Raw genomic sequence first — 22,738 nt, 5'->3', positions numbered from 1 at the left:
CAGGTTCACATGTAGTAGACGCCGGGTCAACAAGTCACGCACAGGGGATTGACGGGCTTGCTGACAAGCAGTCTCATAAGACCATGACGACCCTCACAGAAGCCGAGGCGCTCGACGGGCTGCGCGACGCGCTCGGACTGCTCAAGGACCGGGAGCAGGTAGCCGAGCGGCTGCTCGCCTCCTCCGCCAGGCACTCCTTCGACCCGGACCAGGAGCTCGACTGGGACGCGCCGTTCGAGGAGGGCAAGTGGTTCTGGCCGCCGGAGCTCGTGTCGCTGTACGACACACCGCTGTGGAAGCGGATGGGCGAGGAGCAGCGGATCCTGCTGTCGCAGCACGAGGCCGCCGCGCTCGCCTCGCTCGGGATCTGGTTCGAGATCATCCTGATGCAGTTGCTCGTCCGGCACATCTACGACAAGGCGGCGACGAGCGCGCATGTGCGGTACGCGCTCACCGAGATCGAGGACGAGTGCCGGCACTCGAAGATGTTCGCGCGGCTGATCTCCCACGGGGGTACGCCCTGGTATCCGGTGAGCCGGGTCCACCGGAACCTGGGGCGCCTGTTCAAGACGATCTCCACCACACCCGGGTCCTTCACGGCGACGCTGCTCGGCGAGGAGGTCCTCGACTGGATGCAGCGGCTGACGTTCCCCGACGAGCGGGTGCAGCCGCTCGTCCGGGGCGTGACGCGGATCCATGTGGTGGAGGAGGCGCGGCATGTGCGGTACGCGCGTGAGGAGCTGCGGCGGCAGATGGTCACGGCGCCGCGGTGGTCGCAGGAGTTCACCCGGGTCACCTCGGGCGAGTTCGCCCGGGTGTTCTCCGTGGCGTTCGTGAATCCCGAGGTCTACACGAATGTGGGGCTGGACAGACGGGAGGCCATGGCGCAGGTGAAGGCCAGCGGGCATCGGCGGGAGGTCATGCAGACGGGGGCGAAGCGGCTGACGGACTTCCTGGACGACATCGGCGTGCTGCGGGGGGTGGGGCGGCGGTTGTGGCGCGCGTCCGGGTTGCTGGCCTGATGACGGCCATGGGCGGTGTCCGGATTCCGGGCGTAGCGATGACGTCGGGCAGTGCGGTTACGCTGCCCGGTATGACCGCCTCCGCCCCCACCCCCGCCTACCGTCGCCTCAGCGTCGAGGAGCGTCGGAGTCAGTTGCTCGAAGCCGCGCTGTCGCTCTTCGCGCACGGTGCCCCGGAGGACGTGTCGCTGGACGACGTGGCGGAGGCGGCCGGGGTGTCGCGGCCGTTGGTCTACCGGTACTTCCCGGGCGGGAAGCAGCAGCTCTACGAGGCCGCCCTCCGCTCCGCCGCCGAGGAGCTCCAGCAGTGCTTCGACGAACCGCGACTGGGCCCGCTCCTCCCCCGGCTGGCGCGGGCCCTCGACCGCTATCTCGCGTTCGTCGACCAGCACGACGCCGGATTCAGCGCGCTGCTCCAGGGCGGCAGCGTGGTGGAGACCTCCCGTACGACCGCCATCGTGGACGGCGTACGCCGGGCCGCCGCCGAGCACATCCTGAGCCATCTGGGGGTCACGGAGCCCAGCCTGCGGCTGCGGATGACCGTACGGATGTGGATCACGGCGGTCGAGGCGGCCTCCCTGATCTGGCTGGACGAGGACAAGCAGCCGCCCGTCGGTGAGCTGCGGGACTGGCTGGTCGAGCAGCTCGTGGCGATGCTGTCGGTGACCGGCAGGCACGATCCGCAGACGGCCGCGGTGGTCGAGGCCGTCGCGGCGGATGGCTGACACTGGTGCCGTGAAGAGCGAAGACACTCCCTTCGAGGGCGGGCCCATGGACGGGCGGGTGCTGCCCGTGCTGCTGGGGCCCACGGGGCATCCCCCCAAGACGTACCGCATCCCCGTCCCGGACGCCGCCGGCGGCCCGCCCACCGTGCTGGTCTACCGCAGGGTGCCGCGCGGGCACAGCAAGCGGTTCGGGCTGCACCAGGGCTGGAAGTACGAGTACGCCTCCGAAGGTGGAAAGGGGGCGGGGACGAAGGGAACCCGGTTGAAGTGGCCCTGGTCCAAACCGGACCCCAAGCCGGACACCACACCGGACCCCAAGCCGGACTCCGAGCCAGACGCCACGCCGGGCGGCAAGCCGGATGACGCGGACGGGTGACCGGGTTGCGCCGAACCGCGCACACCCGGCGCGCGGACCCCGCGCGCACGTCTGATGCTCGCGATGCGGAGCGGAGGGGCCGCTGCGCATCGGAGGTGATGATGTGTCAGGAAAGCTTCTGCATCTGGTCTGTACGGCGGCGATGGCGGCCGCGGCCGTCCTCGCGCCGCTTCCCGCGGCGGCGGTGCCCGAGCCTCCCGAGCGGTCCGTCGCCCAACTGCTGACGGACCTTCAGCGGATGTACCGCAAGGCCGGACAGGCCACCGGAACGTACAACGCCACCACGGCAAAGCTGAACCGCCGGCGCGCCGAGCTCGACCTGCTGGAATCCCGGCTCTCCCGCGCCCGGCTCTCCCTCTACGCCGGCCGCGACGCGGCGGGCCGGCTGGCCCGGCAGCAGTACCAGAGCAGCACGGACATCTCCCCGTACGTACGACTGCTGCTCGCACACGATCCGCAGCGCGCGCTCGAACAGAGCCATGTGATCGGGCAGTTGGCGCGGGAGCGGGCGAAAACGGTGGGCCGACTGGCGGCGAGCGAGCGCCACGCCGACGAGCTGGCCCGCCGGGCCCGCAAGGCCCTCGACGACCAGCTCTCCCTGACCGCCCAGCAGAAGAAGCAGCGCAACGTCGTACACCAGCGCCTCAAGGACATCGAGGAACTGCTCGCCTCACTGACCCCGGAACAACTGTCGGCGCTGGCCGAGTTCGAGCTTCCCCAGGAAGGCGACTAGGAACCGGCCACCGAAGCGAGGTAGGCCTCCGTCTTCGCCGGGTCGTAGAAGAAGTTCTCGAAGTCCGCCGGATCGTTGAACCCATTGGCGAAACGGTCGGCGACCGGTTGCAGTTGGCCTGCCGCGCCGATGAGGTTCAGGATGTGCTCCGGTGGCGGAGCCAGCATCGCGTTGGTCCACTTGGTGACGTGCTGGGCCGTGTCCCAGTAGCGGTCGAACGTGGCCCGCATCCAGGTCTCGTCGAACTCCTTCTCGCCGTGTTCGAGGATGGAGGCGAGATACGAAGCCGCGCACTTCGACGCCGAGTTGGCGCCCTGGCCCGTGATCGGGTCGTTGGCGACGACCACGTCGGCGACGCCGAGGACCAGTCCGCCGCCCGGGAGGACACCGACCGGGTTGCGGACGGTGGGGGCGTAGCGGCCGGCCAGTGTGCCGCCCGCGTCGGTCAGTTCCACCTTGGTGGCCCGCGCGTACTCCCAGGGCGTGAACGTCTCCATGAGTTCCAGGGTCAGGGACAGGTGCTCCGCGGGGTCCTTGACTCCGTTGAAGACGTCGAGCGGGCCGCCGGGTATGCCCTCCCAGAACAGGATGTCGGCGCGGCCGGAGGTGGTGAGGGCCGGCATGACGAACAGCTCGCCGACGCCGGGGACCAGGTTGCAGCGGACCGCCTCGTACTCCGGGTGCTCGGGGCGCGGGCCGAGGCCGTGGACGTAGGAGACCGCGAGGGCGCGCTGCGGCTCGCCGTACGGGGAGCGCTCGGGGTCCCGCGTGAACATCGACACCAGCTCGCCCTTGCCCGCCGAGACCAGGACCAGGTCGTACGTGCGGGAGAAGTAGTCGAGGTCGCCGACCGCCGCGCCATGGACGACGAGCTGACCGCCGCGCTGGGCGAACGTCTCCATCCAGCCGGACATCTTCACCCGCTGGTCGACCGACTGTGCGTACCCGTCGAGCCTGCCCACCCAGTCGATCGCCCGCTGGGTCGGCCCCGGGTCGTGCGAGCCGGGCGCGGCGACCGAGACACCGAGTCCTTCGATCTTCGGGGCCTGGGACTCCCAGAAGTTCAGCTGGAGGTCGCGCTCGTGCTGCAACGCGGTGTCGAACATGCACTGCGTCGACATGACCCGCCCGGAGCGGATCTCGTCCGCGGTCCGGTTGGACATCAGGGTGACCTCGTACCCGTGCGACTGGAGTCCGAGGGCGAGCTGGAGACCGGACTGCCCGGCTCCGACGACGAGTATCTTCCGCATGCGGGTGGTGACTCCTAAATCGCGACTACTCGGGCGTTTCGTCGAGGGCGTGGCCCACGAGGGACAGGAGGGTCTCGATCACCGAGATCCGGCGGCGCGCATCCATGATCATTACAGGTACGCGCGCGGGGATCGTCAATGCCTCCCGCACGTCCTCCGGTTCGAACCGCTCGCTGCCGTCGAAGTGGTTGACGGCGACGACGTACGGCAGTCCGGTGCTCTCGAAGTAGTCGAGCGCGGGGAAACAGTCCTTCAGGCGGCGAGTGTCGGCGAGCACGACGGCGCCGATCGCACCGCGCACCAGGTCGTCCCACATGAACCAGAACCGCTGCTGGCCCGGTGTGCCGAACAGATAGAGGACCAGGTCGTCGTCGAGGGTGATGCGGCCGAAGTCCATCGCCACGGTGGTGGTGAGCTTGCCTGGCGTGGCCGTGAGGTCGTCGGTCTCCTCGCTCGCCTCGGTCATCAGCGCCTCGGTCTGCAGGGGCGTGATCTCCGAGACGGCGGTGACCAGCGTCGTCTTGCCGACGCCGAAACCTCCGGCCACGACTATCTTCGTGGCGATCGGAGCACGGGTACGGTCCGTCTGCCAGGACCGCAGTTCCTCCTCTTCGTCGAGGAGGGGGGCGACGCCGGAGGCGGCGGCGTCAGAGACGACGGAGTCCACTCAGCACCCTTTCCAGCAGAGCGCGGTCGGGTCGGCCCGTACCGTGACCGGTACCGGTGCCGTACACACGGATCTTTCCCTGGTCCGCGAGGTCGCTCAGGAGCACACGGACCACGCCGAGCGGCATCCTCAACAGCGCGGCGATCTCGGCCACCGTGCGCATACGGCGGCACAGTTCGACGATGGCCCGCATCTCCGGCATGACCCGGTTGGTCAGCGAACCGGCCGTCAGTTCCCTGCGCTCCGGGGGCGCCTCGAGGGCGGCGACGGTGCCCGCCGTGCTGGCCACGAGCGTCTCGACGAGCAGGACATGCCCGAAGCGGGTCCGGCCGCCGGTGAGCGAGTACGGGCGCACCCGGGCGGGTTTGCGGTCGCCGCCGCGCACGGGGAGCTTCTTCGGTGCACTGCCGCTCATCGGGCGCCCCCTGTCGACTCGTCCTCCAGGGACCTCCGTAGCTCACTGCGGAGTTCAGGAGTCAGGACGTGTCCGGCGCGGCCCACGAAGAGCGCCATGTGATACGCCACCACGCTCATGTCGCAGTCCGCGGAGCCGTGGACTCCGAGCAGCGATCCGTCGCTGATGGACATCACGAAGAGCGTGCCCTCGTCCATCGCGACCATCGTGTGCTTGACCCCGCCGAACTCCATCAGCCTGGCGGCGCCGACGGTGAGGCTGCCGATGCCGGAGACGACCGCCGCGAGGTCGGCGGAGGAGCCTCGCGGGCCGGTCGGCCGGCCCTCCAGGGCCTGACGTGCCGCGGCGTTGCGGCCCGGGTCCGAGGAGAGCAGGAGCAGGCCGTCGGAGGAGACCACCGCAACCGATTGGATGCCCGGCACCTCCTCGACCAGGTTCGTCAGCAGCCAGTGCAGGTTGCGGGCTTCACTGCTCAGTCCGAAGGTACTGGGCGCGGTCAACTGCTTGCCTCCTCGACTGTGCCCCCCGTGGCTTCCTCGGATACGGCTGTTTCCGTGGCCGGTGTCGCCGTCTGGCCGGTCTTCTCGGCGATCTCCGCGTCGGCGTCGCGATAGCCCGCTTCCGCCCCCCGGCGGAAGCCGCCCAGACGCCGGCGGAGTGCTTCTGCGTCAACGGAGCGTTGGCGCCGGCGCTGGGCTGGGACGGGGGCGGTGATTTTCGGGGTTCGCTTGGGGAGGCCCTTGTCCGTGAGTGGGTCCTCCTCGGCGTCTGGGGTGCGTGCGTGTTCGGCCTCGGCCTCGCCTTCGTCTCCGGCCTTGTTGTTCCCACCCGCACCACTCGTGCGACGTTCGTTGTCGGGTGCGAGTGGCTCCTGTGGCGGGTTCTCGTCGTCGGCGGCTGCGGGTCCGGGGGTCGTGGTCTCCGGAAGCATGAGTTCCATCGTCGACTCGGGCGCGGGCTCGGGAGCCCCGTCCTCCGGCTTCGAACGGCCCTTGAGGACGTTGGAGTTGGCCTCCGCGTCCGCGCCCGGCAGGGAGAGGGACTGGGTGCCGCCGACCACGGGCCCGGAGGCCGGTACGGCGGCAGGGGGTGCCGCCGCCAGCAGGGTCTTCGGGAGGACGACGACCGCCGCGATCCCGCCCTGCTTCTGCTCGCGCAGCTGCACACGGACGTGGTGCCGGTGGGCGAGCCGGGCCACCACGTACAGGCCGAGGCCCAGGCCTTCCTCGCCCTCCTGCTCGTAGGGGGTCTCCGGGTCGAAGTCGGCGAGGCGGGCGTTGAGGACGCTCATCCGCTCGGCGTTCATGCCGATGCCCTCGTCCTGGACGGAGAGCATCACCTCGCCGTTCTCCAGGAGCCAGCCGGAGATCTCGACGGGCAGGTCGGGCGGGGAGAACGAGGTGGCGTTCTCCATGAGTTCGGCCAGCAGGTGGGAGAGGTCGTCGGCGGCGAAGCCGGCCACGTGCGCGTGCGGCGGGAGCGCGGCGATACGGACGCGCTCGTACCGCTCGATCTCGCTGACCGCGGCCCGTACGACGTCGACGAGCGGGACGGGCCCGGCGCTCTGCTGGACATGCTCGGTGCCGGACAGGACGAGCAGGTTCTCGCTGTGCCGGCGCATGACCGTGGCGAAGTGGTCGAGCTTGAAGAGGGTGGCGAGCCGGTCCGGGTCCTGCTCGCGCTCCTCCAGGTTCTCGATGACCGCGAGCTGACGCTCGACGAGACCGAGGGTGCGCAGCGCGAGGTTGACGAAGGTGCCGCCGATGCTGCTGCGCAGCCGCTCCAACTGGTCAGCGGACTCGGTGAGTTCGGAGTGCAGTTCCTCGCGGGCGTCGGCCATCTTCTGGCGCTGCCCGACAAGGTGCTTGCGGTCGGCCTCCAGGGTGGTGATGCGTTCGTGGAGGGCGACGGCGTGCGCGTGCAGGGCGTTGACGGAGCGGACGACCTGGGCGAACTCGTCGTTGCGGCCGGTGAAGGTGACGGGTTCCTCGGCGGCCGGGTCCGCGGCCCCGGCCAGCCGGGCGGAGCCGCGACGCAGGACCGAGAGCGGGCGGGTGAGGGTGCGGGCCATGGCCGTGGCGATGCCGACGGCGAGCAGCATCAGGGCGCCGAGGACGGCGATGCGGATCTCCAGCGCGGTGACGTCGTCGTCGCGCAGCTGGGCGAGTTCCTTGGTACGGCGGTCGAAGAGGGCGGACTCCGCGCCGCGCATCAGATCCACGCGGGCGGACAGCGCGGCATCGGCCTTCTGCACGCCGGTGCCGAGCTCGCCGTCGGAGAGGGTCGGCTGGTCGGTGAGGGCGGCGAGGTACTTCTCCGCGGAGTTGACCTCGGGGCCGGTGACCGTGGAGTCGTACGAGGCGCGGGCGTCCTTGGGCGCGGTGTCCCGGAAGTCGGCCAGGGCGCCGTCCGAGCGCAGGCGGGCCTGCTGGGCGGCGGCGGTGAGGGCGTCGCGCTGCTTGGTGTCGGCGTCCGAGGAGGTGACGGTCTCGGTCGGCAGCCCGGTGACGGGGTCGATGACGGTCTGGGTGCTGCGGGGCACGCTGAGGGCGGCGAGGAGCAGCCCGCGGGCGGCGGCGGCCTGCTGGACCGCGGAGTCCAGCTCGGCCAGGGCGTGGGCCCCGGCCCCTGCGCGCTCCGGCATCCGTTCGGCCAGCTGCTCGGCGAGCGCGTGCAGCTCGGTGATGGCGGCCGAGTAGGCCTGGTGCACGTCGAGGGCGCTGCTCTTCCCGGTGAGCGCGGCCCTGCGCACGGCCGCTATGCCGTCGAGGTCCGCGCGCAGATCGGCGGGCGTGTCGGTGTCGGCGCGCAGCTCCGCGACCTGCCGGTCCACGCGGGCGCCGCGCTCCTCGGAGGGCGCCTTGGACTTGGGGCGGCCGGCCGCGATGTACGGGGTGACCTCGTCGCGTTCGTCGGCGAGCGCATGGGCGAGCGACAGGGCGTCCTGGGTCTGCCCGGCGAGCGTCACCAGCTCCTGGGAGTCGCTGAGCTGCCCGGAGGAGTCGACGAGGGAGGGGACGCCGGCCCCGGCGATGGTGGCGGCCACGACGGCGACGGCGAGGATGAGCCGGGTGCGTACGTGCGTGGGGCGGCCCTTGCCCACCGGGGCACTCGGGGTGCTGGTGGTACTGGTGATGCCGGGGGTGCCAGAGGTGCGCTGGGCGCCCCCTTCGGAGGCCGTCTGCTTGCCTGTGCGACGAGGCCGCGTCTTCTGCACCGGTGCTCGCATTCCTGACTCGTGATCCCCATGGGCCCGGGTGACGTTCCGTCAAGTGGCGGCGACTGTGCGTGCAACCTGACGGTTCCCGACCCTCCCAGTGCCGGTGCGCAGTGGACGCCCATCACACTCTCCCGCCACCTGAAGGAGTGAACCCCGGAGGAGAGTTGACGGGCAAGTTCCTCTTACGCCCGCCGGGACCATGAACGGCGGGCCGGTTGGACGTCGGCGGCGGGCGGTGGCAGTATTCGCCACCGCGCCCCTCGGGAGCCTGTCATTCCCTCCCAAATCCGGCGTCTGACCTGGGCGTGTGGGTCGATTCGCCAACCAATGCCAGCCTTTGGTGAACCTCGTGAAGAGCTCGTGCAGACTGGCCGGATGCGCACTGAACTTGTTTCGGAGGCCGGCCGTCCGGACCGCCCCAACGAGGACTTCGCGAGCATCGCCCTACCGGCGTCCGGACAGGGCGGTGCACTGGTGATCCTGGACGGAGTGACACCTCCCCGGGGCGGGACGGGCTGTCTGCATTCCGTCCCCTGGTTCACCGCACGGCTCGGCGGAGCCCTGACCGATCTGACCGTTTCGAACCGAGATCTGACGCTGGCCGGGGCCCTCTCCCGGGCAATCCTCCGAACTGCCGAGGCCCACAAGGGATCTTGTGACCTTTCTCACCCACGCACGCCCCAGGCAACCGTCGTGATCGCACGGTGGTCGCCGGACACGGTCGAGTACCTGGTCCTGTCGGACTCGGCCCTCCTGATGCAGGCCCCCGACGGCGCGGTCACCGCCGTACTGGACGACCGTCTGTCCCGTCTGCCGCGCGCCTCACTGGCCACGGACGCGGTCGTGGACACCACGGTCCGCAACAAGGAGGGCGGCTTCTTCACGGCGGCGGCGGATCCCTCGGTGGCGGCACGGGCGGTGACGGGGGTGCTGCCACGCTCCGAGGTCCGCGCTCTGGCGGCACTCACGGACGGTGCGACACGGTGGGTGGACAGATTCCGCGAGGGGGACTGGGAAGACTGCTTCGCGCTCGTACGGAAAGAAGGGGCGCGGGAGTTGGTGGAGCAGGTACGGACGCTGGAACGGGCGGACGAGGAGACGCGCACGTATCTGCGGCGCAGCAAGACCCACGACGACGCGACGGTGGTGTACGTCGAGTTGTGAGCTAGGCCCTGACGGGGGGTTGCCGGATGAACGCGGTCCACGCGTCGGGGGAGATGAGGAGGACGGGGCCGGCGGAGGTTTTGCTGTCGCGGACGGGGACTATGTCGGGGATTCCGTCGGCTATTTCGACGCACGAACCGCCGTCCGCGTTGCTGTACGAAGACTTGCGCCAGCGGACACTCCGCAGATCGTGCGTGCCGTTCATGGGGTGTAGTCCTCCGTGAGTCGACCGATGAACGCGAGGGACGCCTCCGGGGACATGGCAGCGGCCCTGGCCAGATCGTATGACTTGGCGTTGCCGGCGACCACCGTCGGATCCTCGATCAACTGGCCCGAGTACGCGCTCTCGGTATACGCCACCGGCGGCTCATCGGCGAAGGTCATGAGCGTCGTCGTCCCGTACAGAAGGGGATTCACCCCGCCCGAGAACGGCATGACCTGGATCACGGCCTGCCGATTCCGGATGACCTCGGCGAAGTGCTCCAACTGCTCGCGCATCACCCCGTCCCCGCCGACCGGCACACGCAGCACCGCCTCGTGGACGATGAACCACAGCTCGGGGTCGGCCGGGTCCTTCAGCAGTGCGCGCGCTCGCTCCTGCCGTACGCTGACGCGCCGTTCGATCTCCTGCGGGTCGACCAGCGGCCGGGCGGACTCGACGAGGGAGCGGGTGTAGGCAGCAGTCTGGAGCAGGCCGGGTACGACCATCGTGGCGAAGTCGGAGATGGTCAGGGCCCGCTGCTCCAACTCGGCGGCGGCCGCGAAGTAGCCCGCGAACTTGGACGCCTTGAGGATGGCTTCGCACAACCGCCGGAAGAACCCGTCCGTATTCAGTGCCGCGTCGATCCGCTCGGACAGGTCCAACTGCGGCCTGCGGCTGGCCATCTCCATCAGGCCGATGTACGCCCCCGAGCAGTACACCAACTCCCCGAGTCCGCTCTGCGACATCCCCGCGTCCTCGCGGCGCCGCCGCAACTCCGCGCCGTAGAACTCCCCCATGGACGCAGGGTCCAGATGCTTCGGCTGAGACATGTGACTCCCTCCCGGCGACAAGAGTAGAGACACAGCGGAGCCGGACGGACACAGAACGTGAAAGTCGCCTACTTCTCCATCCCCTGGTTCAACTGCCGCAGCAACCGCGCCAGTTCCGCCACCTCCTGCCGGTCCCAGTGGGACAGCTGGCTGACGTAGCGGGCCCGGCGGGCCTCGCGGACCTTGCCTACGCGGCTCCGGCCCTCCAGCGTGAGGTGGACGAGCCAGGCGCGGCCGTCCGCCGGGTCGGGTTCGCGGGCGACCAGGCCGAGGTCCTCCAGGGCGCGCAGCTGGCGGGACATCGTGGCCTTGCCGACGCCGATGTACGCGGCGAGCTCGGTGGCGCGCTGCCGGCCGCTCTCGTCGAGGCGGACGAGGAGACCGTAGGCCGCGGACTCCAGGTCGGGATGGACCTCGCGCGCCATCTCGCCCTGGCTGGCGCGGGCCCGCCGCAGCAGAACGGTCAGCTCGCGCTCCAGGGACAGATACTCCTGGTCGGCACCGCTCGGCGCCACACCCGATCCGACTCGGCGTACCTCGCCGTTTCCGTCTTCGTGCACGTCAGTCCCTGCCTCGGGTTTCCTGGTCCTGAGGCAAGTATTTCGCAGGTCCGGGCCTTCGGCGGACTCCGGGCCGCTGCGCCATACGGGGCATGCCGAGCGACTCCTCCCAGTGGCTCCGGGAATCACCGGGTCTTCGCAGGCACGCTATGCCCGTGCTCAGACCCGGATCGCTTCGCTCCCGGCGGCTCAGGTTCGCCGCATTCCTGTTCTCCGTCCTCTCCCTCACGCTCCCCCTGACCGCCCCGGCCGCCTCCGCGGCGGACACGCCTGCGCGTGGCTCGGCGTACATGGGGATGGGTGTGCCCGCCCATGACGGCCGGCACGGCAGCCCCATGGCCATGAACGGCCTCTTCTCCGGCTTCTTCACCAGCCTCGCCGTCCAGCAGACGGAAGGCGTGGACGTCTCCAGCCACCAGGGCACGGTCGCCTGGCCGTCGCTGTGGAGCAGCGGGGTCAGATGGGCCTACGTCAAGGCGACGGAGGGCACCTACTACCGGAACCCGTACTTCAACGCGCAGTACAACGGCTCGTACAACGTCGGCATGATCCGCGGCGCGTACCACTTCGCCACCCCGGACACCACGCCCGGTTCCACCCAGGCCAACTACTTCGTCGACCACGGTGGCACCTGGCAGCGGGACGGCAAGACGCTGCCGGGCGTGCTCGACATCGAGTGGAACCCGTACGGGGCCGCGTGCTACGGCAAGACGCAGAGCGGGATGGTGAGCTGGATCAGGAGCTTCCTGAACCAGTACAAGGCCCGCACCGGCCGTGCCGCCGTGATCTACACGGCCACCAGCTGGTGGACCCAGTGCACCGGCAACTACGGCGGCTTCGGCTCGGTCAATCCGCTGTGGATCGCCCGCTACGCCTCGACCCCGGGGCCGCTGCCCGCGGGCTGGTCGTTCTACACGATGTGGCAGTACACCTCCTCCGGTCCGATCGTCGGGGACCACGACAAGTTCAACGGCGCGCTGGACCGCGTACAGGCTCTGGCGAGAGGCTGACCCGCAATCCCGTACACGGCGAAGGCCCGGGCCTCCCTCACGGGACCCGGGCCTTCCCGTCCGATCGCGTCCGTCACGCCGCGACCGGAACCTCCGGCGCCGCGCCGTTCGTAGCCGGCGACAGGGCCAGTTCCAGGACCTGGCGCACGTCCGTGACGGCGTGGACGTCGAGCTTGTCCAGCACCTCCGCCGGGACGTCGTCCAGATCGGGTTCATTGCGCTTCGGGATGATGACGGTCGTCACCCCCGCGCGCTGTGCGGCGAGCAGCTTCTGCTTCACGCCGCCGATGGGCAGCACGCGGCCGGTCAGCGACACCTCGCCGGTCATCGCCACGTCCGTGCGGACCAGACGCCCGGACAGGAGCGACGCGAGGGCCGTCGTCATGGTGATGCCCGCGCTCGGGCCGTCCTTCGGGACCGCGCCGGCCGGGAAGTGGATGTGCACGCCCCGGTCCTTCAGATCGCCGACGGGGAGTTCCAGTTCGGCGCCGTGCGAGCGCAGGAAGCTCAGCGCGATCTGCGCGGACTCCTTCATCACATCGCCCAGCTGGCCGGTGAGGGTCAGTCCCGCCGCGCCCGTCTCGGGGTCCGCGAGGGACGCCTCGACGAACAGGACGTCGCCGCCCGCGCCCGTCACCGCGAGTCCGGTCGCCACACCGGGGACGGACGTCCGGCGCTCGGCCGGGTCCTGGGCCGACTCCGGCACATGGTGCGGCCGGCCGATCAGCCCGCGCAGGTCGTCCTCGCCGACGGTGAACGGCAGCTCCCGCTCGCCCAGTTCGTGCTGGGCGGCGACCTTGCGCAGCAGCCGTGCGATCGACCGCTCCAGGTTGCGGACGCCCGCCTCGCGTGTGTACTCGCCGGCGAGCCTGCGCAGCGCGTCCTCGGCGATGACGACCTCGTCCTTGTTGAGCCCGGCCCGCTCCAGCTGACGCGGAAGCAGGTGGTCACGGGCGATGACGATCTTCTCGTCCTCGGTGTAGCCGTCCAGGCGGACCAGCTCCATACGGTCGAGCAGGGCCTCCGGGATGGCCTCCAGGACGTTGGCCGTGGCCAGGAAGACGACATCGCTCAGGTCGAGTTCGACCTCCAGGTAGTGGTCACGGAAGGTGTGGTTCTGGGCGGGGTCCAGCACCTCCAGCAGGGCCGCCGCGGGGTCGCCGCGGAAGTCCGAGCCCACCTTGTCGATCTCGTCGAGGAGCACCACCGGGTTCATGGACCCGGCCTCCTTGATCGCGCGCACGATCCGGCCGGGCAGCGCGCCGACGTACGTACGCCGGTGGCCGCGGATCTCCGCCTCGTCGCGGACGCCGCCGAGGGCGACCCGGACGAACTTGCGGCCCATGGCGTGCGCGACGGACTCGCCGAGGCTGGTCTTGCCGACGCCGGGCGGCCCGACGAGGGCCAGTACGGCACCGCCGCGGCGTCCGCCCACGACACCCAGGCCACGGTCGTGACGGCGCTTGCGCACCGCCAGGTACTCGGTGATCCGCTCCTTCACGTCCTCCAGGCCCGCGTGCTCGGCGTCCAGGACCGCCTTGGCGCCCTGGATGTCGTACGCGGAGGCCTTGTCATCGGTCCGCTCGTTCCACGGGAGTTCGAGCACGGTGTCCAGCCAGGTGCGGATCCAGGAGCCCTCGGGCGACTGGTCGGAGGACCGCTCCAGCTTGTCGACCTCCTTCAGGGCCGCCTCGCGGACCTTCTCCGGCAGGTCGGCGGCCTCCACGCGGGCGCGGTAGTCGTCGGACTCCTCCCCGTCGCTCTCGCCGTTCAGCTCGCGCAGCTCCTTGCGGACCGCCTCCAGCTGGCGGCGGAGCAGGAACTCGCGCTGCTGCTTGTCGACGCCCTCCTGGACGTCCTTGGCGATCGTCTCGGCGACATCCTGTTCGGCGAGGTGGTCGCGCAGCTGCTGGGTGGCGAGCTTGAGGCGGGCGACCGGGTCCGCGGTCTCCAGCAGTTCCACCTTCTGCTCGGTGGTCAGGAACGGCGAGTAGCCCGAGTTGTCGGCGAGCGCGGAGACGTCGTCGATGGCCTGGACCCGGTCGACGACCTGCCAGGCGCCGCGCTTGCGCAGCCAGGCGGTGGCGAGGGCCTTGTACTCCGTGACCAGCTCGGCGACCTGGCCCGGCAGCGGCTCGGGCACACTCTCGTCGATCCTCGTGCCCTCGACCCACAGCGCCGCTCCCGGGCCGGTGGTCCCGGCGCCGATCCTCACCCGGCCGCGGCCGCGGATCAGCGCGCCCGGGTCACCGTCGGCCAGCCGTCCGACCTGCTCGACGGTGCCGAGGACTCCGGTGCCCGGGTACGACCCGTCGATGCGAGGCACCAGCAGGACCTTCGGTTTTCCGGGTTCGGACCGGGCGGCGGCCTGCGCGGCCTCCACCGCGGCGCGTACATCGGCGTCGTTCAGGTCCAGCGGCACCACCATTCCGGGCAGCACGACCTCGTCGTCGAGCGGCAGCACGGGCAGGGTGAGCGGTGTGAAAGCCGTGGACTCAGCAGCCATGATCTCCCCTTAGGCAGTCAAGTTGAGTTATGCCGACTCAATGCACAGGGGGGTTTCTCTTGTTCCCGGGGTGGGCGGTCGTTCGCTGTGGGCGATCACGCGGGGTGGCTCGGGGCGCGCCCGCGGGAGGCCCGCATCCACGGCCAGGTCGCCACCCCCGTCGCCAGTGCGATCACATGGCCCCAGTTCGTCAGGGGGTCCGTGAGGGCCAGCAGGTCCAGGGTCAGCATGGCGCCGAACGCGGCCAGGAGCGGGACGCGCAGCCAGGGGGTGAGCAGGCCGGCCAGGGCGCCCACGCAGGCGGCCACGCCGAAGCTCACGCCGTAGTCGAGGCGGTGCAGGGAGCTGTCGGGGAGACGGCCCGCCAGGACGGCGAGGCCCACCGGGACCTCCGTGGCGAGAGTGGCCCCTGCATGGCCGAGGAGGAACACGCCGGCCGTGCGGAGGGCGCCCGTGCGGCGTTCCAGTGCGGTGAGCACGAGCAGGAGGCCGATCGCGTACGGCGAGGTGATCCCGCCCGCGATCCACAGGGCGCTCGCCAGCAGCACCGTGACCGGCGCCTGTGCGAGGTGGGCGACATCGGTGCTGGAGGCCTGGTGGAGGGCGTGCACGACGGCGGGGTCGGCGTGGGTGGTGATGAGGGACGTGACGGCGAGGAGTGCCGCGTAGGCGAGGGTGAACGGTGTAGCGGTGGGGGTGGGGAGCAGGCGCCAGGGGCGGGGGAAGACGCGTGCGGCGAACGCTGCGGGGGCTTCGGGCGGTGCGGGCGCCTCGGGTGCGTTCACCGGAACGGGTGACTCCGCCGTTCGTTGGCGCGGCATCCCGTTGAGGAGTCCGGAGACGTCCGGCAGGGGGCAGGGTGAGGTGGTCGTGTCGGGCGGTGTGGTGGGTTCCACGGTGAGGCGCTCCTTCCGCTCCCGGCCCTGTCGCTCCAACCCTTCGCTTCCGCTCCCGCCACTGTCCATGAACAACGCCACGCGCGGGACCGATTCACAGGAACCTGTCAGGATGGGCCGATGCCCACCTCGTACGACACTCCCGAAACGCCCGAAGTCCTGGACCGTCGCGAGGGCCCGTACGGCGAAGTCGTGCTCAGGCGGCACGGCCGGTTGCTCCAGATCATCGCCAACGGCTGCTTTCTGATGGACACGTCCGACGGCCGGTCCGAGCGGCTCCTGGTGGACGCGGCGCTCGGCGCGCTCGACGGGCGGGCCGAGCCGGGCGTGCTGATCGGCGGGCTCGGAGTCGGGTTCTCGCTCGCACACGCCGCCGCGAATCCCCGCTGGGGCCGGATCACGGTCGCCGAGCGCGAGCGCGCGATCATCGACTGGCATCTCGACGGGCCTTTGTCCGCACTTTCGCGGCAGGCACTCGCGGACCCGCGCACCGGCATTGTGGAAACAGATCTTGTCGCATTCGTCCATGAGACATCCGCCACGTACGACGCGCTGTGCCTCGACATCGACAACGGGCCCGGCTGGACCGTCACCGAGGGCAATGACAGCCTCTACTCGCCGGCCGGACTCGCGGACTGCGCACGGGTGTTGAGACCGGGCGGAGTGCTAGCCGTGTGGTCGGCGCAGCCCTCCCCGGAATTTGAAGGATCCCTATGGAATGCCGGTTTCCAGCAGGTGCGTACCGAAGAGATCCCCGTTGCCCGGGGCGTTCCGGACGTCGTGCACCTCGCCGTCGTACCTGGATAGCAAAGGCGCGGTGACTCCCCGTACGCTGCTTCCCGACGCCGATCATTCAAGCGTCAATCGCAGTCATGCGCAGACAAGGGATCACCCCACGGATTCCGGAAAGCAACTCAGGGGCGGGCGATGGAGCAGACACACACCTCGCACAACGGCACGGCGGCGACCCCGGGCGCACAGCGCCGGGTTCTGGTCGTCGAGGACGATCCGACGATCGTGGACGCCATCGCGACCCGCCTGCGTGCAGAGGGATTCCTCGTGCAAACGGCGAGCGACGGCCCGTCCGCGGTGGACACGGCCGAGGCCTGGCAGCCCGATCTGCTGATCCTCGACATCATGCTGCCCGGCTTCGACGGTCTGGAGGTCTGCCGTCGTGTGCAGGCCGCCCGCCCGGTGCCGGTGCTGATGCTGACCGCGCGGGACGACGAGACCGACATGCTGGTCGGGCTCGGCGTCGGTGCCGACGACTACATGACCAAGCCGTTCTCGATGCGTGAGCTGGCCGCCCGGGTGCATGTCCTGCTGCGCCGCGTGGAGCGGGCCGCGATCGCGGCGTCGACCCCGCGCAGCGGGATCCTGCGGCTGGGCGAGCTGGAGATCGACCACGCGCAGCGGCGGGTGCGGGTGCGCAGCGAGGACGTGCATCTGACCCCCACCGAGTTCGACCTCCTCGTGTGCCTGGCCAACACCCCGCGCGCGGTGCTCTCCCGTGAGCAGCTGCTCGCCGAGGTGTGGGACTGGGCGGACGCCTCCGGCACCCGGACCGTCGACAGCCACATCAAGGCCCTGCGGCGGAAGATCGGCGCCGAGCGGATCCGCACCGTGCATGGCGTGGGCTACGCGCTGGAGACACCGACGCCATGAGCGAAGGGCCGGCCGCGCGCAGAGGCGTCCAGGAGCCCTGGGGCGGCGTACGCCCGTTCTCGATCAAGACCAAGCTGGGCGCGCTGGTCGTCATCGCGGTGCTGATCACCACCGGGCTGTCGGTGATCGCGGTGCACACCAAGACGGAGCTGCGCTTCATCACGGTCTTCTCGATGATCGCCACACTGCTCATTACGCAGTTCGTTGCGCATTCACTCACCGCGCCGCTGGACGAGATGAACGCGGTGGCCCGCTCCATCTCGCACGGCGACTACACACGCCGGGTGCGCGAGAACCGCCGGGACGAGCTGGGCGACCTGGCCCAGACGATCAACCGCATGGCCGACGACCTGGAGGCGCAGGAGCGCCAGCGCAAGGAGCTGGTGGCCAACGTCTCGCACGAGCTGCGCACGCCCATCGCGGGTCTGCGGGCGGTGCTGGAGAACATCGTCGACGGCGTCACCCGGGCCGACCCGGAGACCATGCGGACGGCCCTGAAGCAGACCGAGCGGCTGGGACGTCTCGTGGAGACGCTGCTGGACCTGTCCAGGCTGGACAACGGCGTCGTACCGCTGAAGATGCGCCGCTTCGAGGTGTGGCCGTATCTGTCGGGCGTGCTGAAGGAGGCCAACATGGTCGCCTCCGCGCGCGCGGGCATCGCCTCCGGGTCCGGCAGCCACACGCGCACGGACGTCCATCTGCACCTCGACGTGTCGCCGCCGGAGCTGACCATGTACGCGGATCCGGAGCGGATCCACCAGGTCGTCGCCAATCTCATCGACAACGCGGTCAAGCACAGCCCGCCGCACGGCCGTGTCACCGTCCGGGCGCGGCGCGGGGCCGGGCCCGAGTCGCTGGAGCTGGAGGTGCTGGACGAGGGGCCCGGCATCCCGAGGTCGGAGTGGCACCGCGTCTTCGAGCGGTTCAACCGCGGCAGCGTCAATCTGCCGCACGGTCCCGGCAGCGACGGCGGTACGGGACTGGGCCTGGCGATCGCCCGGTGGGCGGTGGATCTGCACGGCGGCCGGATCGGTGTGGCCGAATCCGACCGGGGCTGCCGGATTATCGTCACCCTTCCGGGAGAGTCATCCGGCTGAGGTTGACGTAAGGTTCGAAGTGGAACGACAAGATCCACGGGCGTCCGCGCTGACGGACACGTGTGATCAGGCAGAGGCCCGCGCGTGCGGCGTGGATGGCCCTGGTCCGCCCATGCCTCGCGAAGCGGAACCACGCTTGTTTCCCGCCATTCCAACCCCCGAAACACGCTGTTCGATGTGACTTACACGACGATGGACGGGCCCGACCTGACCTTCCCGGTCAGGGAGGCGTAGCCTTTATTCCCGCTGTCCATCACCTTGTGAAGCGGAAGAGGGCGGTTACCGCCGTGTCGCCACAGTCCCCCAGTAATGCGAGCATCTCGACCGACGACCAAGCGGGGAAGAACCCCGCGGCCGCATTCGGTCCCAACGAGTGGCTCGTCGACGAGATCTATCAGCAGTACCTCCAGGACCCGAATTCGGTGGACCGAGCCTGGTGGGACTTCTTCGCCGACTACAAGTCGGGCGCGGTGGCCGCCCCGGCTGCGGCGGGCACTGCGGCCGCGGGGGCCGCAGGGACCACCACCACCGTTCCGACGGCGCCGGCCGCCCCGGCCCAGCCCGCGGCCCCGGTCGCCGCTCCGGCCCCCGTGGCCCCGAAGCCCGCCGCCGCGGCTCCGGCCCCCGCCCAGGCGGCCGCCCCGGCTCCGGCCCCCGCCCAGGCGGCCGCCCCGGCTCCGGCTCCCGCGAAGCCCGCCGCCGCCAGGCCGAAGGCCGCGCCCGCCGCCGGTGCCGCGTCCGCGGACGGCCCGGAGCTGGTCACGCTGCGCGGCCCCGCCGCCGCGGTCGCGAAGAACATGAACGCCTCCCTGGAGCTGCCCACGGCCACGTCCGTGCGCGCGGTCCCGGTGAAGCTGCTGTTCGACAACCGCATCGTCATCAACAACCACCTCAAGCGGGCCCGGGGCGGGAAGATCTCCTTCACGCACCTGATCGGCTTCGCGATGGTGCAGGCCATCAAGGCCATGCCGTCGATGAACTACGCGTTCGGCGAGAAGGACGGCAAGCCGACCCTCATCAAGCCGGCGCACGTCAACCTCGGCCTCGCCATCGACCTGGTGAAGCCCAACGGCGACCGCCAGCTGGTCGTCGCGGCCATCAAGAAGGCCGAGACGCTGAACTTCTTCGAGTTCTGGCAGGCCTACGAGGACATCGTCCGCCGCGCCCGCGACGGCAAGCTGACGATGGACGACTTCACCGGCGTCACGGTCTCCCTGACGAACCCCGGCGGCCTCGGCACCGTGCACTCCGTGCCGCGTCTGATGCCCGGCCAGTCCGTGATCATGGGCGTCGGCTCCATGGACTACCCGGCGGAGTTCCAGGGCACCTCCCAGGACACCCTGAACAAGCTCGGCATCTCGAAGGTCATGACGCTCACGTCGACCTACGACCACCGGGTGATCCAGGGCGCCGCCTCCGGCGAGTTCCTCCGCCAGGTCGCGAACCTCCTCCTCGGCGAGAACGGCTTCTACGACGAGATCTTCGAGGCGCTGCGCATCCCCTACGAGCCGGTCCGCTGGCTCAAGGACATCGACGCCTCGCACGACGACGACGTCACCAAGGCCGCCCGGGTCTTCGAGCTGATCCACTCCTACCGGGTCCGCGGCCATGTCATGGCCGACACCGACCCGCTGGAGTACCGCCAGCGCAAGCACCCCGACCTGGACATCACCGAGCACGGCCTCACCCTGTGGGACCTGGAGCGCGAGTTCGCCGTCGGCGGCTTCGCCGGCAAGTCCCTGATGAAGCTGCGCGACATCCTCGGCGTGCTGCGCGACTCGTACTGCCGCACCACCGGCGTCGAGTTCATGCACATCCAGGACCCCAAGCAGCGCAAGTGGATCCAGGACCGCATCGAGCGCCCGCACACCAAGCCGGAGCGCGAGGAGCAGCTGCGGATCCTGCGCCGTCTGAACGCGGCGGAGGCCTTCGAGACCTTCCTGCAGACGAAGTACGTCGGCCAGAAGCGCTTCAGCCTGGAGGGCGGCGAGTCCGTCATCCCGCTGCTCGACGCGGTCCTCGACTCGGCGGCGGAGTCCCGTCTCGACGAGGTCGTCATCGGCATGGCCCACCGCGGCCGTCTGAACGTCCTCGCCAACATCGTCGGCAAGTCGTACGCGCAGATCTTCCGCGAGTTCGAGGGCAACCTCGACCCGAAGTCGATGCACGGCTCCGGCGACGTGAAGTACCACCTGGGCGCCGAGGGCACCTTCACCGGCCTGGACGGCGAGCAGATCAAGGTCTCGCTCACCGCCAACCCCTCGCACCTGGAGGCGGTGGACCCGGTCCTGGAGGGCGTCTCCCGAGCCAAGCAGGACATCATCAACAAGGGCGGCACGGACTTCACCGTCCTGCCCGTCGCCCTCCACGGCGACGCGGCCTTCGCGGGCCAGGGCGTGGTGGCCGAGACCCTGAACATGTCGCAGCTGCGCGGCTACCGCACCGGCGGCACGGTCCACATCGTCATCAACAACCAGGTCGGCTTCACCGCCGCCCCGGAGTCCTCCCGCTCCTCGATGTACGCCACGGACGTGGCCCGCATGATCGAGGCCCCGATCTTCCATGTGAACGGCGACGACCCCGAGGCCGTCGTGCGGGTCGCACGCCTCGCCTTCGAGTTCCGCCAGGCGTTCAACAAGGACGTGGTGATCGACCTCATCTGCTACCGCCGCCGCGGTCACAACGAGTCGGACAACCCGGCCTTCACCCAGCCGCTGATGTACGACCTGATCGACAAGAAGCGCTCGGTGCGCAAGCTCTACACCGAGTCCCTGATCGGTCGCGGCGACATCACCCTGGAAGAGGCCGAGCAGGCGCTGCAGGACTACCAGGGCCAGCTGGAGAAGGTCTTCACCGAGGTCCGTGAGGCCACCTCGCAGCCTGCGTCGGCGCAGCCCGCCGAGCCGCAGGCCGAGTTCCCGGTTGCCGTGAACACCGCGGTCACCACCGAGGTCGTCAAGCGGATCGCCGAGTCCCAGGTCAACGTCCCCGACCACATCACCGTCCACCCGCGTCTGCTGCCGCAGCTGCAGCGCCGGGCGTCGATGGTCGAGGACGGCACCATCGACTGGGGCATGGGCGAGACCCTCGCGATCGGCTCCCTCCTGCTGGAGGGCGTCCCGGTCCGGCTGGCCGGCCAGGACTCGCAGCGCGGCACGTTCGGCCAGCGCCACGCGGTGCTGATCGACCGCGCCACCGGCGAGGACTTCACGCCGCTGCTGTACCTCTCCGAGGACCAGGCGCGCCTGAACGTCTACAACTCCCTGCTGTCCGAGTACGCGGCGATGGGCTTCGAGTACGGCTACTCGCTGGCCCGCCCCGACGCGCTCGTGATGTGGGAGGCGCAGTTCGGCGACTTCGTCAACGGCGCCCAGACGGTCGTGGACGAGTTCATCTCGTCGGCGGAGCAGAAGTGGGGCCAGACGAGCGGCGTCACCCTGCTCCTCCCGCACGGCTACGAGGGCCAGGGCCCGGACCACTCCTCGGCCCGCCCGGAGCGGTTCCTCCAGCTGTGCGCCCAGAACAACATGACGGTCGCCATGCCGACGCTCCCGTCGAACTACTTCCACCTCCTTCGGTGGCAGGTGCACAACCCGCACCACAAGCCGCTGGTCGTCTTCACCCCGAAGTCGATGCTGCGCCTCAAGGCCGCGGCCTCGAAGGCGGAGGAGTTCACCACGGGCCAGTTCCAGCCGGTCATCGGCGACGCCTCGGTCGACCCGGCCAACGTCAAGAAGGTCGTCTTCTGCGCCGGCAAGGTCTACTACGACCTCGACGCCGAGCGTCAGAAGCGCGGTGTCACGGACACGGTGATCATCCGCCTGGAGCGCCTGTACCCGCTGCCGGGTGCCGAGGTCCAGGCCGAGATCGCCAAGTTCCCGAACGCCGAGAAGTACCTGTGGGTGCAGGAGGAGCCGGCGAACCAGGGTGCCTGGCCGTTCATCGCGCTCAACCTGATCGACCACCTGGACCTGGCGGTCGGCGCGGACGTCCCGCACGGGGAGCGGCTGCGCCGCATCTCCCGCCCGCACGGCTCGTCGCCGGCGGTGGGTTCGGCGAAGCGGCACCAGGCCGAGCAGGAGCAGCTGGTGCGTGAGGTGTTCGAGGCGTAGGCCTCACGGCACACGAAGGGCCCGCCACCGAGTACGTCTCGGGGGCGGGCCCCTCGACATGCGGGAGGTGTCGGGCATGGGCCCAAGGCGTACGCGTCCGATCGGCGATGCTCAGGCGGGCCCCGATTCGAGCTCCCCCGCAGGGCGCCACCGCTCGACCACCTCGCCGCCCGCGGCGGGTTCGCCGAAGCGGCACCAGGCCGAGCACGAGCCGGAGCAATTGGTTTCGTGAGGCGTCGGGCACGGGCCCCCGGCGGACGCGTCCGATCGGCGATGCTCAGGCCGGCC

At 70.2% G+C, this 22,738-nt stretch carries 19 protein-coding genes and 1 pseudogene; 10 read left to right on the top strand and 10 right to left on the bottom strand.

The genetic code is table 11. The features are described 5' to 3' along the window. The first annotated feature begins 83 nt into the window (after nt 1-83). The 4 genes and pseudogenes from F7R91_RS21695 to F7R91_RS21680 form a co-directional block, all read left to right on the top strand. The gene (locus F7R91_RS21695; protein ID WP_150950755.1) at nt 84-1,022 is read left to right on the top strand and encodes an AurF N-oxygenase family protein; all 939 of its coding nucleotides are present in this window, start codon (nt 84-86) and stop codon (nt 1,020-1,022) included. A 71-nt stretch (nt 1,023-1,093) separates the two neighbouring features. Continuing rightward, complete coding sequence (locus tag F7R91_RS21690; RefSeq protein WP_150950754.1) at nt 1,094-1,747, top strand: TetR/AcrR family transcriptional regulator; 654 nt, start codon at nt 1,094-1,096, stop codon at nt 1,745-1,747. A 10-nt stretch (nt 1,748-1,757) separates the two neighbouring features. Beyond that, nucleotides 1,758-2,123 (top strand): hypothetical protein, encoded by a 366-nt coding sequence (locus F7R91_RS21685; protein WP_150950753.1) that lies wholly within the window; start codon nt 1,758-1,760, stop codon nt 2,121-2,123. 142 nt (nt 2,124-2,265) lie between these two features. Continuing rightward, nucleotides 2,266-2,835: pseudogene (locus F7R91_RS21680) on the top strand (coiled-coil domain-containing protein); the annotation flags it as partial. Between the two features lie 17 nt (nt 2,836-2,852). Here F7R91_RS21680 and F7R91_RS21675 read toward each other — a convergent pair. Genes F7R91_RS21675 through F7R91_RS21655 form a run of 5 tightly spaced genes read right to left on the bottom strand, consistent with a single transcriptional unit; the run spans nt 2,853 to nt 8,405 of the window. Further along, complete coding sequence (locus F7R91_RS21675) at nt 2,853-4,106, bottom strand: styrene monooxygenase/indole monooxygenase family protein (protein WP_150950752.1); 1,254 nt, start codon at nt 4,104-4,106, stop codon at nt 2,853-2,855. 25 nt (nt 4,107-4,131) lie between these two features. Continuing rightward, nucleotides 4,132-4,773: a GTP-binding protein gene (locus F7R91_RS21670; protein ID WP_150950751.1), complete on the bottom strand. Its 642-nt coding sequence runs from the start codon at nt 4,771-4,773 to the stop codon at nt 4,132-4,134. Next, entirely contained in the window at nt 4,754-5,188 is a 435-nt protein-coding gene (locus F7R91_RS21665) for a DUF742 domain-containing protein (protein WP_150950750.1), read from the bottom strand. The genes F7R91_RS21670 and F7R91_RS21665 overlap by 20 nt, the downstream gene beginning before the upstream one ends. Next, nucleotides 5,185-5,688: a roadblock/LC7 domain-containing protein gene (locus F7R91_RS21660; RefSeq protein WP_150950749.1), complete on the bottom strand. Its 504-nt coding sequence runs from the start codon at nt 5,686-5,688 to the stop codon at nt 5,185-5,187. The genes F7R91_RS21665 and F7R91_RS21660 overlap by 4 nt, the downstream gene beginning before the upstream one ends. Next, on the bottom strand, nt 5,685-8,405 hold the full coding sequence (locus F7R91_RS21655; protein WP_225320733.1) for a sensor histidine kinase: 2,721 nt from the start codon (nt 8,403-8,405) through the stop codon (nt 5,685-5,687). Before F7R91_RS21655 ends, F7R91_RS21660 begins: the two co-directional genes overlap by 4 nt. Before the next feature lie 378 nt (nt 8,406-8,783). Here F7R91_RS21655 and F7R91_RS21650 point away from each other — a divergent pair, with 378 nt between their 5' ends. Beyond that, nucleotides 8,784-9,572, top strand: a complete 789-nt coding sequence (locus F7R91_RS21650) for a protein phosphatase 2C domain-containing protein (protein WP_150950748.1) — start codon at nt 8,784-8,786, stop codon at nt 9,570-9,572. Nucleotide 9,573: 1 nt separating this feature from the next. On the opposite strand, the gene F7R91_RS21645 is transcribed toward F7R91_RS21650, so the two are convergent. From F7R91_RS21645 to F7R91_RS21635, 3 genes are all read right to left on the bottom strand, one after another. After that, entirely contained in the window at nt 9,574-9,777 is a 204-nt protein-coding gene (locus tag F7R91_RS21645; RefSeq protein ID WP_150950747.1) for a DUF397 domain-containing protein, read from the bottom strand. Further along, nucleotides 9,774-10,604, bottom strand: coding sequence for a helix-turn-helix domain-containing protein (locus F7R91_RS21640; RefSeq protein WP_150950746.1), 831 nt, complete (start codon nt 10,602-10,604; stop codon nt 9,774-9,776). Before F7R91_RS21640 ends, F7R91_RS21645 begins: the two co-directional genes overlap by 4 nt. 68 nt (nt 10,605-10,672) lie before the next feature. Beyond that, nucleotides 10,673-11,164 (bottom strand): MarR family winged helix-turn-helix transcriptional regulator, encoded by a 492-nt coding sequence (locus F7R91_RS21635; RefSeq protein ID WP_150950745.1) that lies wholly within the window; start codon nt 11,162-11,164, stop codon nt 10,673-10,675. Between the two features lie 149 nt (nt 11,165-11,313). Here F7R91_RS21635 and F7R91_RS21630 point away from each other — a divergent pair, with 149 nt between their 5' ends. Continuing rightward, complete coding sequence (locus tag F7R91_RS21630) at nt 11,314-12,174, top strand: lysozyme (protein ID WP_150950744.1); 861 nt, start codon at nt 11,314-11,316, stop codon at nt 12,172-12,174. A 73-nt stretch (nt 12,175-12,247) separates the two neighbouring features. On the opposite strand, the gene lon is transcribed toward F7R91_RS21630, so the two are convergent. After that, nucleotides 12,248-14,680, bottom strand: coding sequence for an endopeptidase La (gene lon, locus F7R91_RS21625; RefSeq protein ID WP_150950743.1), 2,433 nt, complete (start codon nt 14,678-14,680; stop codon nt 12,248-12,250). Nucleotides 14,681-14,775: 95 nt separating this feature from the next. Further along, complete coding sequence (locus F7R91_RS21620; RefSeq protein ID WP_150950742.1) at nt 14,776-15,576, bottom strand: rhomboid-like protein; 801 nt, start codon at nt 15,574-15,576, stop codon at nt 14,776-14,778. 120 nt (nt 15,577-15,696) lie between these two features. Between F7R91_RS21620 and F7R91_RS21615 the strand changes: the two genes are divergently transcribed. From F7R91_RS21615 to F7R91_RS21600, 4 genes are all read left to right on the top strand, one after another. Further along, nucleotides 15,697-16,383: a spermidine synthase family protein gene (locus F7R91_RS21615; RefSeq protein WP_150950741.1), complete on the top strand. Its 687-nt coding sequence runs from the start codon at nt 15,697-15,699 to the stop codon at nt 16,381-16,383. 120 nt (nt 16,384-16,503) lie between these two features. Then, a complete protein-coding gene (locus F7R91_RS21610) occupies nt 16,504-17,241 on the top strand; it encodes a response regulator transcription factor (RefSeq protein ID WP_150950740.1) in 738 nt (245 codons plus the stop codon). Beyond that, nucleotides 17,238-18,338: a HAMP domain-containing sensor histidine kinase gene (locus tag F7R91_RS21605; protein WP_150950739.1), complete on the top strand. Its 1,101-nt coding sequence runs from the start codon at nt 17,238-17,240 to the stop codon at nt 18,336-18,338. Before F7R91_RS21610 ends, F7R91_RS21605 begins: the two co-directional genes overlap by 4 nt. Before the next feature lie 287 nt (nt 18,339-18,625). Continuing rightward, a complete protein-coding gene (locus tag F7R91_RS21600; RefSeq protein WP_150950738.1) occupies nt 18,626-22,450 on the top strand; it encodes a multifunctional oxoglutarate decarboxylase/oxoglutarate dehydrogenase thiamine pyrophosphate-binding subunit/dihydrolipoyllysine-residue succinyltransferase subunit in 3,825 nt (1,274 codons plus the stop codon). Nucleotides 22,451-22,738 lie beyond the last annotated feature (288 nt).

The sequence above is a fragment of the Streptomyces luteolifulvus genome (genome assembly GCF_008806595.1).
In the GTDB taxonomy this organism is placed as follows: domain Bacteria; phylum Actinomycetota; class Actinomycetes; order Streptomycetales; family Streptomycetaceae; genus Streptomyces; species Streptomyces luteolifulvus.
The sequence above is the reverse complement of the archived record's forward strand: the minus strand, read 5'-3'. Positions and strand labels throughout refer to the sequence as shown.